At 45.6% G+C, this 11,839-nt stretch carries 16 protein-coding genes; all 16 read right to left on the reverse strand.

The annotated features are described in order from the left end of the window. Positions 1–3 precede the first annotated feature (3 nt). Positions 4–1,116: a flagellar biosynthesis protein FlhB gene (flhB, locus tag G9G57_RS21130; RefSeq protein WP_019686992.1), complete on the reverse strand. Its 1,113-nt coding sequence runs from the start codon at positions 1,114–1,116 to the stop codon at positions 4–6. Continuing rightward, entirely contained in the window at positions 1,116–1,901 is a 786-nt protein-coding gene (fliR, locus tag G9G57_RS21135) for a flagellar biosynthetic protein FliR (RefSeq protein WP_029514992.1), read from the reverse strand. Before fliR ends, flhB begins: the two co-directional genes overlap by 1 nt. Positions 1,902–1,912: 11 nt before the next feature. Then, positions 1,913–2,182, reverse strand: coding sequence for a flagellar biosynthesis protein FliQ (gene fliQ, locus G9G57_RS21140; RefSeq protein WP_107734240.1), 270 nt, complete (start codon positions 2,180–2,182; stop codon positions 1,913–1,915). A 37-nt stretch (positions 2,183–2,219) separates the two neighbouring features. Beyond that, positions 2,220–2,975, reverse strand: a complete 756-nt coding sequence (fliP, locus tag G9G57_RS21145; RefSeq protein WP_013309901.1) for a flagellar type III secretion system pore protein FliP — start codon at positions 2,973–2,975, stop codon at positions 2,220–2,222. Further along, positions 2,972–3,508: a flagellar biosynthetic protein FliO gene (locus G9G57_RS21150; RefSeq protein ID WP_017427929.1), complete on the reverse strand. Its 537-nt coding sequence runs from the start codon at positions 3,506–3,508 to the stop codon at positions 2,972–2,974. The genes fliP and G9G57_RS21150 overlap by 4 nt, the downstream gene beginning before the upstream one ends. Before the next feature lie 12 nt (positions 3,509–3,520). Next, positions 3,521–3,886 (reverse strand): response regulator, encoded by a 366-nt coding sequence (locus G9G57_RS21155; protein WP_013370687.1) that lies wholly within the window; start codon positions 3,884–3,886, stop codon positions 3,521–3,523. Positions 3,887–3,915: 29 nt separating this feature from the next. Then, positions 3,916–5,226, reverse strand: coding sequence for a flagellar motor switch phosphatase FliY (gene fliY, locus G9G57_RS21160; RefSeq protein WP_016820957.1), 1,311 nt, complete (start codon positions 5,224–5,226; stop codon positions 3,916–3,918). After that, positions 5,216–6,214 (reverse strand): flagellar motor switch protein FliM, encoded by a 999-nt coding sequence (gene fliM, locus G9G57_RS21165; protein ID WP_016820956.1) that lies wholly within the window; start codon positions 6,212–6,214, stop codon positions 5,216–5,218. Before fliM ends, fliY begins: the two co-directional genes overlap by 11 nt. 43 nt (positions 6,215–6,257) lie before the next feature. Beyond that, positions 6,258–6,731, reverse strand: coding sequence for a flagellar basal body-associated FliL family protein (locus G9G57_RS21170; RefSeq protein WP_013370684.1), 474 nt, complete (start codon positions 6,729–6,731; stop codon positions 6,258–6,260). Beyond that, on the reverse strand, positions 6,728–6,952 hold the full coding sequence (locus tag G9G57_RS21175) for a flagellar FlbD family protein (protein WP_013370683.1): 225 nt from the start codon (positions 6,950–6,952) through the stop codon (positions 6,728–6,730). The genes G9G57_RS21170 and G9G57_RS21175 overlap by 4 nt, the downstream gene beginning before the upstream one ends. 60 nt (positions 6,953–7,012) lie before the next feature. Then, entirely contained in the window at positions 7,013–7,831 is an 819-nt protein-coding gene (flgG, locus tag G9G57_RS21180) for a flagellar basal body rod protein FlgG (RefSeq protein ID WP_164965509.1), read from the reverse strand. Between the two features lie 93 nt (positions 7,832–7,924). Then, entirely contained in the window at positions 7,925–8,305 is a 381-nt protein-coding gene (locus G9G57_RS21185; protein ID WP_016820954.1) for a TIGR02530 family flagellar biosynthesis protein, read from the reverse strand. Beyond that, positions 8,302–8,835, reverse strand: a complete 534-nt coding sequence (locus G9G57_RS21190) for a flagellar hook capping FlgD N-terminal domain-containing protein (RefSeq protein WP_102997886.1) — start codon at positions 8,833–8,835, stop codon at positions 8,302–8,304. Before G9G57_RS21190 ends, G9G57_RS21185 begins: the two co-directional genes overlap by 4 nt. 19 nt (positions 8,836–8,854) lie before the next feature. Then, complete coding sequence (locus G9G57_RS21195; protein WP_153794979.1) at positions 8,855–10,309, reverse strand: flagellar hook-length control protein FliK; 1,455 nt, start codon at positions 10,307–10,309, stop codon at positions 8,855–8,857. 27 nt (positions 10,310–10,336) lie between these two features. Continuing rightward, complete coding sequence (locus tag G9G57_RS21200) at positions 10,337–11,338, reverse strand: magnesium transporter MgtE N-terminal domain-containing protein (RefSeq protein WP_017427925.1); 1,002 nt, start codon at positions 11,336–11,338, stop codon at positions 10,337–10,339. A gap of 47 nt (positions 11,339–11,385) precedes the next feature. Further along, positions 11,386–11,829: a flagellar export protein FliJ gene (fliJ, locus tag G9G57_RS21205; RefSeq protein WP_013370677.1), complete on the reverse strand. Its 444-nt coding sequence runs from the start codon at positions 11,827–11,829 to the stop codon at positions 11,386–11,388. Positions 11,830–11,839: the final 10 nt, after the last annotated feature.

Consider the following 11,839-nt stretch of genomic DNA (forward strand, 5'->3'; position numbering starts at 1 on the left):
CCTTTATTTCACTTTACCTTTTAATTTATATACATACGCCAGCACTTCAGCAACGGCCTGAAAAAGATCAGCTGGTATCGCATCCCCGATTTCGGCTCTTTGAAACAGCGCCCGCGCCAGCGGCTTGTTTTCCATCGTTATAACGCCGTTTTGCTTGGCAATTTCCTTAATTCGGAGCGCGACATAATCTTGTCCTTTCGCAATAATCTGCGGCGCCTCCATCTCCGAACCGTCATATTTCAAAGCCACAGCAAAGTGCGTAGGGTTGGTGATGATGACATCTGCATTAGGAACCTCCTGCATCATGCGCTGCATAGCCATACGGCGCTGCCGCTCGCGAATTTTCCCTTTGATCAGCGGGTCACCCTCCATTTTCTTGTACTCATCTTTGATATCCTGTTTGGACATTTTCAGATTTTTCTCATGCTCATAACGTTGATACATATAATCCAATATTGCTAAAATGAACAGCACCACACCAATTTTGAGTCCCAGTTCCATTGTTAATGAAGCCGTAAAACTCAACATCTGGTCGCCGGACATCTCAGCCAGTTTGGGTAGGTCAGCCTTTGTTTTCCAAAGTACGCTGTACACCAGATAACCAATTACGGTCATTTTTAAAACAGATTTCAGGAATTCAACTAATGACCTCATGGAAAAAATATTTTTGAATCCTTTAATCGGGTCAATCTTGCTAAACTTGGGTGTAATGCCCTCTCCGGTTAATAAAAAACCGATCTGCATATAATTCGCTGCGATCCCGATGACAATGGCACCCACAAAAATAGGAGCCAGCATAATCAAGATTTGCACACCATACTCACCCATCATCAGTAGCGTTGTATTCGGTGTTACTTCCATAGACAGCCGATTCACAAAAATATCCCGAAACAAGCGGACCGCATGATCCTTAAAATACCCGCCGAAAATCATGAGGCAAAAAAACGTAACTAGCAGGACACCAGCAGCGGGCAACTCCATGCTCTTGGCAACCTGCCCTTTTTGTCTTGCATCCTGTTTCTTCTTGGGTGTAGCTTTTTCCGTTTTTTCCCCTGAGAACAACTGCAGGTTCATAGCATATTTAAATGACAAACTACGTTCCTCCAGACCAGACATTAAGGACGATTACCCATAACATCCAACAAGTTGCGCATGGATTCGAACATCACAGAAAACAATCTTTCGAATATAAAAGCAAAACCTGGCATAAGAAGCAGTAACATGAACAATCCCACAATTATTTTTAGCGGCACGCCAATGACAAAAATATTAAATTGCGGTGCTGTTTTAGCTAAAAAACCGAGTCCCACATCCGTTAAAAAGGTAGCTACTACAATGGGAGCAGCAATTTGAAAGGCCAGCATAAACGATTCCGCAAAAGAACGTACCAGGAATTCAGTTACACTGCCACCATACAGCTTTATAAAAAAATCATTTGTCAGCGGTACCCAATCATAACTGTATAAAATAGCGTTTAGCAGATGATGGTGCCCGTTTATGCTCAAAAAGAACAATACAGCTATGGCGAACTTGAAATTACCCGTAAGAGGCGTTGAAGCCCCTGTCATGGGATCAAATACACTGGCCATTCCGAATCCCACCTGTAGGTCTATAAATGAACCTGCGGTTTGGATCGCTGTCATGAACAAATATGCAGTAAACCCCAGCAACAACCCGATCAGCACCTCACGCCCTACTAACAGCACATATGCTACATCGGTCGGCACCTGTTGATGCGTACCATATGTAAGATACACGACCAAAGCTAGAAATCCTGAAATTCCGACCTTAAAGATATTAGGTACCCCTCGGGTTGAAAAAATAGGCGCTACTACAAAAAACGAGGTAATCCGACAAAAAATCAGCAAAAAAACAGGAAAACTCTGCAACAATATGTTCATCACTTTTCAGCCTAACCTATATATTTGTACAGATTGTCCAGAATGTTATACGTAAAGTCCACTAATGTGGTCAATATCCAGGGCCCGAACAAAAGCAATGCCAGCAATACGGCGACAATCTTCGGAACAAAGGCCAGTGTCTGCTCCTGAATTTGAGTTGTCGCTTGAAAAACACTGATAATCAAACCCACGACTAGCCCCAAAATCAGCATCGGAGCACTCACCTTGAGTACAATGTACACCGCTTGCCCAGCCAGGGAAATAATAAACTCCGAAGTCATTGCCGTCCTCCTTGATTGCTGTCCTTGCAGAAAGTATTCATGTATTAAAACTCAGAAGTAATGATTTGACGACCAAATACCAACCATCTACAAGTACGAAGAGCAGTATTTTAAAAGGAAGCGAGATCATTACTGGTGGTAGCATCATCATCCCCATAGCCATGAGTGTACTGGACACTACAATGTCTATAACTAAAAAGGGTATGAAAATCATAAAGCCCATCTGAAATGCCGTTTTCAACTCACTGATTGCATAAGCCGGAACCATCACCGTTAGTGGAATATCTTGATAATTCTTTGGTTTTTCCATCTTGGTGTATTTCATAAAGAGCAGTAGATCCTTCTCACGTGTATGAGAGAACATAAAGGTCTTAATGGGTACCGATGCCTTATCCAGTGCCTGAGACTGTGTTATATCCCCCTTGAGATACGGCTGAAGCGCAGTTTCGTTCATAGCGGAGAAGGTCGGTGCCATAATAAATAAAGTGAGAAACAAGGCCAGTCCGACAAGCACCTGATTGGGCGGCATCTGCTGAGTTCCCAGTGAAGTTCGCACAAAGCCAAGTACAATCACGATACGCGTAAAACTTGTCATAAGTACAAGCAACGCGGGCGCTACACTAATGACAGTAATAAGTAAAATAATAGACAGCGAGGTGGCACCGGGCTGTCCTTTGTCCGAATTGCCGACTTGAATATCAATGTTCGGAATCGGTTCCGCAGAGGCCGCCGTCACCGAAATGAAGCTGAATAAGACAAGCAGCAAACATGCTAGTATAATCTTTTTTCTCATGAATCTCCCGACCGATCTGTAGTATTCTCCTCATTGCGCAGCTTTTCAAGTTTATCCTTGCGATTCGGCATCTGCCGGAGCTTGGATTCAAACATCTCATGAAAAGACGTCTCCTCTTCAGACTGCTGCTGCTGTGCCGCGTTGTTCCGGCGAAGCTTATCCGCAATTTTAGCGAATAGCGGGGCAATCGGGCCGCGCTGCAGAGAAGCTTCCTGCTCCAGTGCGGCCAAAATTTGCTCCACTTCTTCAGGATCGGATACTTTGTCAACAAGCCGGATATCTTCTCCCACACCAATGAGGTACACACTGCTACCAACTTCAACAAGCTGAAGGGATTTATTGGGGCCAAGCCCCACGCCTCCCAGTATGCGAACGGAGCGGTTGCTGAACCAGCTCTGATTTCTTTTACTCAAAAACCGTATCAAGTACACGATCAGTACGATGATAAAGATTAGCACGAAAAGGACCCAAGCAATGTTTCCTATATTGCTGGATGTACTCAAAGCGTCAGAGGCACCCTGTTGTGTATCCATACTGGATGCGCCTTACACACCCAGTGTTTTGTTGATGGCTTCGATAACCCGATCCGATTGGAATGGCTTAACGATAAAATCTTTTGCGCCAGCTTGAATGGCATCAATTACCATAGCTTGCTGACCCATCGCGGAACACATGATAACCTTTGCATTCGGGTCAATTTGTTTGATTTCCTTCAGAGCGGCAATGCCGTCCATCTCAGGCATCGTGATATCCATCGTAATCAGGTCCGGACGAAGCTCCTTGAATTTTTCAATGGCCTGTGATCCATCCTGGGCCTCTCCTACTACTTCAAATCCATTTTTGGACAGGATGTCCCGAATCATCATTCTCATAAATGCAGCATCGTCCACGATCAAAATACGGTTTGCCATCTGAAATAAATCCTCCCTAAATTATGCTTTTATTGTAATTTTTGAATTCGGTCCCATTGGCTTACAATATCCGTTACACGCACGCCAAAGTTCTCGTCGATTACGACAACCTCGCCCTTGGCAATCAGTTTGTTGTTAACCATAATGTCCACCGGCTCCCCGGCAAGCTTGTCCAGTTCAATAATTGAACCTTGTGAGAGCTCCAGAATATCTTTAATTTGCTTTTGGGTCCTTCCTAATTCTACGGTGACTCTAAGGGGAATGTCCATCAATAAATTTAAATTGTTTTCATCCACTTGCGGAAATCCACCGGACTGCAAATTAGAAAATTGTACAGGCTGCACATTTACATTGCGCCCTGGCGGTACGGCCCCGTAATGATGAGGCGTTCCATAAGGCACTTGCGGCGGTACACCTGCTGGCATTCCATAACCCGGCGTTCCATACCCTGGAGCGCCCTGCTGCCCATATCCCGGGTCTTGAGGATACATCGGCGGTTGTTGCCCATAGCCTACATCTTGCGGCACCTGCGCGGCTGCAGGCGGCTGTTGGTAGGCTGGTGACGGCGGCTGCGGAGTACTAGCTTGTGTCGGCGCTTCGGGAGCAGCTGTTGCAGCTGCCTGCTGTACGGATGCTTGCGGTTGCTCGTCATCCTCTCCGCCATTCATTAAGATGCTCACCATCTTCTTGGCGAAATTAACAGGTAACAGTTGCATCAGCGTAGAGTCAATCAGATCTCCAATCAATAACCGGAAGGATACTGTAATCAACGTCTCTTCATCTGGCAGGCTGGATACTCCATCACCGTGCAGAGGATCCAAAATATCAATCCCTGGTGGAGATATATTAACAAAACGATTAAACATGGTAGACATAGAGGTCGCAGACGATCCCATCATCTGGTTCATCGCTTCCTGCACAGCACTGATGTGAATTTCATTCAATTCTTCATCTGCCGGATTTCCTCCACCACCAAGCATTAAATCTGCTATAACCTGCGCATCACGCTTTTTAATTACGAGCGAGTTAATGCCTTCAAATCCATCGACATAATTTACATGTACGGCTACGTGCGGCTTTGGAAATGCAGTTTCAAATTCAGAACGTGTAATAATTGAAACTTTAGGTGTCGTAATATCCACCTTTTGACCGAGCAGTGTGGAAAGAGCCGTAGCTGCGCTGCCGAACGTTATATTACCGATTTCCCCGAGAGCATCTTGCTCCAGGGAAGTCAGAAAATCGTCAACGGTCTTGCCTGCGGGAGTAGAATCCGTCCCCGCTTCAGACTGTTTCAGCAAGGCATCAATTTCCTCCTGGGACAAATAGTCTTTACTCGTCAATTTCTTCAACTCCTTCGTTGACAATTTCATCAATTTGTACGGCAACACGATCTCTTACCATGCCGGGACTTCCCATAAACTTCAATCTCTCGCCTACCCGGATGGATAGTCCTTCTTTGACTGGCTTGTTCAATGAAATGACATCCCCTACCGAAAGGCCTAAAAACTCAGCTACATTTATCCGGGATTCACCCAACTCCGCAATAATAGGAAGCTCTGCTTTGGTGACCCGTAATCTCAAGGCGTCTATCTCTTCAGGCGCCCTTGATTTCTTTTCGGATGTAAACCACTGGTGCGTGGACAGTCTGGCCATAATAGGTTCCAATACCACGTGCGGGATACAGAGGTTAATCATCCCTGTGGTATCACCAATTTTGGTGCTAAGCGAAATCAGAGCAATCGTCTCATTCGGCGAAACAATCTGCATGAACTGCGGATTTGTTTCCATAGCCTCTAGACGTGGTTCAATGTCCAGTACCGTTTTCCAAGCCTCTTGCAGGCTATCAAAGGTACGGCTGAAAATTCGCTCCATGATCGTCGTCTCGATTTCGGTCAATGCGGTAACCTTAGTTGGTGCCGAACCTGTTCCTCCGAGAAGCCTGTCCAGCATGGCATAAGCTACGTTCGGGTGAACCTCAAGCACCATTCGGCCTTCCAGTGGTTCAGCTTCAAAAATGTTTAGAATGGTCATTTTCGGAATGGAGCGAATGAATTCATCATATGGAAGCTGCTCCACCTGAACGACATTAATTTGGACAAAAGTACGAAGCTGTGCTGAAAAATAAGTGGTCAGATACCGGGCAAAGTTCTCGTGTATCCGCGTCAGACTTCGTATATGGTCCTTGGAAAACCTAAGCGCTCTCTTGAAATCATAAGCGCGAACTTTCTTTTGGGTTTCTTCCTTTTTGAGTTCTTCCGCATCCATTTCACCGGACGAGAGAGCTGCTAAAAGGGCATCAATTTCCCCTTGTGACAGTACATCCACCAATGTTATTCACCCCCTTACGTGTTCCTGACAAGATCACCTGGAATCAAATGGCTGCCAGCAAAAAGTCTGTAATTTTGGCGTTCCCCAGGTGACCTTCAGGGAGCGACTTGTTGATGAGATCCGTCAGCTTGTCACTGAACTGATCCCGGCCTTTAGCCGTTCTGAGCTCATCAGGTTTGGTGTCTGCAAGTAATTGAATAACGATGGGCTTAATACTGATGTCCTTAATTTTTTCAAAAGCTTCTTTTGCTTTGGCATCATTCAATTGAAAAGCAAGATTCATCTGTACAATGTAATCTGCGTCTGCCAAATTCGTTTTGATACCGGTAATTTCAGAGCTTACTTCCACCAATTCATCCGCTGACAATCTTGGAAGTTGTTCTGCTTGAGCGGCTTGCGCATTCGGTATGACTTCCGACTTCTTCCCGCTAAGCGCTGGTATAAGTACAAAGGCCGCGCCTGCAATCAAAGTAATCGCGAGTAAAATTGTAATGAGCCATGGCAGCATCTTCTTCATTCGTCTTCCTCCATTTGTTGCACTTTTATCGTGGCGGCATGCATGCCGATTTCACGGCTGTAACTCTTGATCAAGGAGACGACATCTGCCGCTTTTTCCAATACAATCAACCGTTTCCCCGTCACCAAAGTGACGTATGTATCCGGTGTTTCCTCCACAGTCTCAATGAGCAGCGCATTAAGCCACATAGGCGAGCCGTTCAGCCGCGTTAACGGGATCATCGTAACACCAACCTCCTGATAGGTGCGGAGGAGCCTCTACTCCTCCGCGTTTAAATGAGATTATCGTTTCAAGTTTACAACTTCCTGAAGCACTTCATCCGAAGTCGTAATGATACGTGAGTTCGCTTGGAATCCACGCTGAGCTACGATCATTTCGGTAAATTCGCCTGTCAGGTCAACGTTGGACATTTCCAGCTGACCCGCGATGATAGCACCGGTGCCATCATCAGCGCTGTTTGCTTCCATAGCAGTGATTTCACCCTCGTTTCCAGAGTTAACTGTAGCACGATACAGACTACCCCCGATTTTTTCCAATCCTTCAGGATTGATTACTTTAGTTACTCCAATTTTGGTAGCATTATCTGTTTCACCAGATGCCAAAGTTTGTACAATGGTTCCATCCTGAGAGATTGAGAAAGCAGTAACATCGTCTGCTAACGTAATGGGAACTCCACCACCTGAATCAGCAACAAAAAAACCGTCGGAAGTTACCAAATGCCTATTTCCGTCAATATGAAAATCTCCTGCTCTAGTCAAGTATGGAGCCTCTTGATCCGCACTCATTTTAACCAAAAAGAAACCATCACCATTAAGGCGTAAATCTGTTGGATTATTTGTTGTCATGGCACTTCCTGGCAAATGGAGCGTGTCAATGGAGGACACAGTCGAACCCAAACCAATTTGCTTTGCGTTACTTCCTGCCGTTTCTTCTCCAGACGCACTTGCGCCCGAGCTGGTTTGGCTCAAAATATCCTTGAACATCACTCGGCTGGACTTGAAGCCTGTAGTATTTACGTTTGCAATGTTGTTACCGATAACGTCCAGCTTTGTTTGAAAGCCCTTCATGCCCGATACACCTGAATACATTGATCTCAACATTGAGTATAAATCCTCCTCTGATTGGTTGCTTAGTTGGCCGCATCAGTCGATCCGCGGCTTTTTCATGGCTTTCCTATTCGGGCCAGCCACTTATTATGAAATAATTACAGCACTATCTATCTGCGTAAATACGTTATCCTCCATGGACTGCTTGTCCATCGCAGTAACAACTGTTCGATTAGGCACACTAACAATCAAAGCCATATCTTGCATTAAAATCAAAGATTCTTTAGCGCCCTTGGCAGCAGCCTTATCCACAGCAGAGTTAATTTTCGCCATTTGGTCACTTCTCAACTCTATTCCTCGCTGCTCCAGTCGCTTGGCTGCATGGTTGCTGAGCTTGAGCACCTGTTCCTGCAACACCTGACCAAACGGCTTGGTGTCCTTTGTTACCGAATTTACTCGGTTTTGAGAAATCGCTGCCGGAGGAACATTGGTAGGAAAAAGGCGTCCGACCGTTATCCTGTCATTCATGAGTTCTCACCGCTTCCAGTAGAGGAAGAAGATGTAGTATCTGACGTATCAGTAATAGGAGCCGTTGTGTTAGCCTGGCTTACTGATGTTACATCTTTTAATGCCACCTCAGCCGCTCCCATTTTGGCATACTGCACACCGTCGCGAATAACGATGGAATCTACGATTCCACTTTTCACTGTACCTGCGCCTGCTTCACCTGTAATGGAATCCTTTTTACCCGGCTCAATCCAGCTAACTTCTTTTCCTATCAAACCAGAAGCTGTACCCAAAGACTGTCCCAATGCAGTCAACTGCGTAGATATGTTCATCAGTTGTTCCACCGAGGAAAACTGTGCCATTTGAGCGACAAATTCTTTATCCTCCAAAGGCTGCATTGGATCCTGATTTTGTAGCTGAGTGATCAATATCTTTAAAAATTGATCTTTACCCATCGTCTTAGTATCCTTGGCGCTTGCTGTTTTGACATTATTCACATTGTAATTCGGCCAGACGTTACTGGTGGATACATTGTTGTCTGTAGTCGTCATTGTGTTCTCACCTCCATCATTACGCTTGTGCTGTAAAGGAGCCTGTCCGATTCATGTCATCTGCGCGTTGTTCTGCTGTCCAGTTACGAAGCTCTTCTGTCATTTCAGCTACCTTCAAAGCATCCTCGCTCTCTTCTCTACCTCGAGCTTTAGAACGTTGGTTAGATTGCTGCTGCTGATTAGCTCCAGAACCGCGTCCATCCTGATACATATGGGAGGATAGCGACTCATTGTGCGTTACTTCTACTTTATCCACTTGAATACCTTGACTCTGAAGACTCGTACGCAACTGAGACATTTGCTGTTCCAGCAGATCCTTCGCCCCGCTATGCTCAGTCATAAACTGGGCAACCAGATGGCCGTTTTGCATCGTCAGCTTAACCTCCAGCTGGCCCAGATGATCTGGACGAAGCATGATGGTCGCTTCTGTCAAACCAGTGTGCTTTACAATATCAAGTTTCTGCACTACAAACTCAGTCATCTCCTTGGCAAATTGTCGTACATGTACGACTGGTTGAGCCGGAGCCGAAGGTGTTGTTCCCTGCGTTTGTACCGAAAGCTGCCCCGCAGTCGTGATCACCGGAGTCTGATTATCAGTTGCCGACGGATCCGCTTGCTCAGCTGCATCTACGAATGTACCCGCTTCATCCGTTACAGTCGTTTTAACTGCGGACTGAACGAGAAGATTCGTTGATGAACGTTGTCCTTCTGAGCCTTGCTGGCTAGTTTCACCCTGACTTGCTTGCTGCTGAGGAGCAACCTGTTTGTTTGTAGATGCTGCAGTTAATGTCTGAGCACCGTTTGCCCGTTGTGCAGAAGGCTGAACCACTTGTGAATCTCCACTATCAGCAAGTTCCACAGCTTTCAATACTCCATTCCACTGCTCATCGGAAATAGCTCCAGTCCCAGCTGTTGCGCTTTGAAGCAATTGTAGTAACTGTGTCACCTTAGCCTTTTGGTCGCCCGAAGCCTGCTCTGCTACATTGGCAAGTTGTGACAAAGCGTCCTGTAATGCAAACCGAAGAGTTGCCGGATTAGCTGCCAAGGCCGTTAAGCCTGTAGCCTCTGCCGTTTCCCCGCCGTCTGCCTGTTGATTGGTTCCATTGCCTTGCAAAAACTGTTGTACTTGCTGAATCCATGATTGTAAAGCTGCAAGCAGCGCAGGATCGGCAACTACCTGATCATCCAACTTTTCGAGATTTTGCAGCAAAGGAGCCAATGTTTCAACAAGCGGCTCGGTTGGAGCTTCCGCAGATTCTCCGTTTGCAATAAGCGGTAGTACCATAACTAATGGAGAACCATTCGCATCTGTTCCAGCTGAGCCTGTTTGCCCACCTGTCATCATTTGCGTTAGTGTTTGATTAAAGGCGCCCGTGGTTGCTCCAGCAGCCGTGGTTGTACTTGTTGCTGACGCTGTCGTACTGCTAGCTGTTGGACTAGAGCTAAGAGATACACTTTGAGAAATAAGGGTCATATATTTTTCACCTCCCTTCAATTTAAATTACTTACTGCCCATCAGCTTATTCAAAATTTTCGCGGTCTGACCTGCATCCTTCGCAGACATATTTTGCAGTAAAGAAGCACGTGTCGAATCATCTACTGTATTTAATATGTTTAATGCCTTATCTGGACTGATTTTGTAAGTTTGTAAAATAAGTTCGGCACCACTTTTCTTGTCCATGGAAGCAAATGTGCTGCTGATTTGAGTACTTTGCAGACTTTTACTCGTCGTTCCAGCTGTACTACCCTGATCCTTTTTCAAACGGGACTGCAACGCCGCTACCGATAAATCCGTAGATGGCGTTACGTTTTTCAGAGCCATCGTAATATCCGCTGCTTTTTTAGCGTCCATCTTTTGCAAAATCTTCGCACTATTGGCAGGGTCCATATAACTTAACAGCTGCACGGTCTCTTCCGTAGTCAGATTCTCCATGATCGGTGCAGCTTTACTTGCCGTCATTCCTTCATACATGCTGGCAAGTTCTCTGGTCTGTTTTACATAAGGATCTTCACTTGTTGTTCCGTCTGTAGTTTGCGTACCTGCTTGTCCCTGCTGCCCGACCTGTCCCTGTTGACCCGTCTGCGACTGTTGTTCCTGTTGCGTTTGCAGTGTATTGACCTGATTTTGAAGTTCAGTAACCTTTTTATCTTGTGTCGTTTTAGCAGCCGTAGCCTTTTTGAGTTCTTCCGTCTGCTTGGCTAAATCTGCTTTTAACTGCTGAATGGTTGCTTCAGAGCTTTCAGACTGTGCCTTCTGATCTGCCTCTTTTGTCTGGGTTGCCTTATCCTTCGGTTCAGGAATCCAATTTTTAACAATTGGTATTTTGTTCCCTAATGAGATCATTTCGCTTCTGAAGTCCATATTGAACAGTGTGAGCAAGACTCCGACCAGAACAATTGTGAAAACAATCGGAATCAGGAAAAACATAAACCGTTCAAATCCCCCGCCTGATTCTTTCCCTAAATCCATATCCAGTTCATTTTCTGCTAACTTCTGTGCCATCGTCTTCCTCCTCAGGCAGCTGATATGCGTATCCTATGACGTTCCGCTTACCGGGCTTTCATGGCAAATCGCACGGAAGCCATTTCATCCAGCTCATTCTGCTCGCGCAGGAGCATTTCCTGTTGGAATTTCACGTTGGCCTTCTCTCTCGCTTTCAGCCAAACTTGTTCATCCAGCATTTTATCGGTCAAAACGGTTTGTTTGCTTTGCACATTTTGCTGCGCATATTGAACATCCCTATGCTTGCGTGTAATACATTGGTCCAGATGATTGACATAAGCTTGTAATTCCTGAATGCTAGAGAGTGGCGCGCAATCTTCGGCAGCCTTTTGAATGGCGGATATGACCCGATTCCTTTCGCCTATAAGCTGTGTTAATGTCTGCTCCTCAACCTGCAATTGTCCAACAGCACTGGAAAGCAGCCATTCAGCCTGTGACTTTTCGTTCGTTTTCAAGTCTACAACTTTTTGAAAGGAATACTGAAATCTCATCGTTCAACCT

Origin of the sequence: Paenibacillus sp. EKM211P (assembly GCF_011066175.1) — a bacterium.
Taxonomy (GTDB): Bacteria; Bacillota; Bacilli; order Paenibacillales; family Paenibacillaceae; genus Paenibacillus; species Paenibacillus polymyxa.

Coding starts and splice junctions, on each gene's coding strand:
- flhB (WP_019686992.1), bottom strand. CDS start 1,116: ATGTCTGGTCTGGAGGAACGTAGTTTGTCATTTAAATATGCTATGAAC.
- fliR (WP_029514992.1), bottom strand. CDS start 1,901: ATGAACATATTGTTGCAGAGTTTTCCTGTTTTTTTGCTGATTTTTTGT.
- fliQ (WP_107734240.1), bottom strand. CDS start 2,182: ATGACTTCGGAGTTTATTATTTCCCTGGCTGGGCAAGCGGTGTACATT.
- fliP (WP_013309901.1), bottom strand. CDS start 2,975: ATGAGAAAAAAGATTATACTAGCATGTTTGCTGCTTGTCTTATTCAGC.
- G9G57_RS21150 (WP_017427929.1), bottom strand. CDS start 3,508: ATGGATACACAACAGGGTGCCTCTGACGCTTTGAGTACATCCAGCAAT.
- G9G57_RS21155 (WP_013370687.1), bottom strand. CDS start 3,886: ATGGCAAACCGTATTTTGATCGTGGACGATGCTGCATTTATGAGAATG.
- G9G57_RS21170 (WP_013370684.1), bottom strand. CDS start 6,731: ATGAAGAAGATGCTGCCATGGCTCATTACAATTTTACTCGCGATTACT.
- G9G57_RS21175 (WP_013370683.1), bottom strand. CDS start 6,952: ATGATCCCGTTAACGCGGCTGAACGGCTCGCCTATGTGGCTTAATGCG.
- flgG (WP_164965509.1), bottom strand. CDS start 7,831: ATGTTGAGATCAATGTATTCAGGTGTATCGGGCATGAAGGGCTTTCAA.
- G9G57_RS21185 (WP_016820954.1), bottom strand. CDS start 8,305: ATGAATGACAGGATAACGGTCGGACGCCTTTTTCCTACCAATGTTCCT.
- G9G57_RS21190 (WP_102997886.1), bottom strand. CDS start 8,835: ATGACGACTACAGACAACAATGTATCCACCAGTAACGTCTGGCCGAAT.
- G9G57_RS21195 (WP_153794979.1), bottom strand. CDS start 10,309: ATGACCCTTATTTCTCAAAGTGTATCTCTTAGCTCTAGTCCAACAGCT.
- G9G57_RS21200 (WP_017427925.1), bottom strand. CDS start 11,338: ATGGCACAGAAGTTAGCAGAAAATGAACTGGATATGGATTTAGGGAAA.
- fliJ (WP_013370677.1), bottom strand. CDS start 11,829: ATGAGATTTCAGTATTCCTTTCAAAAAGTTGTAGACTTGAAAACGAAC.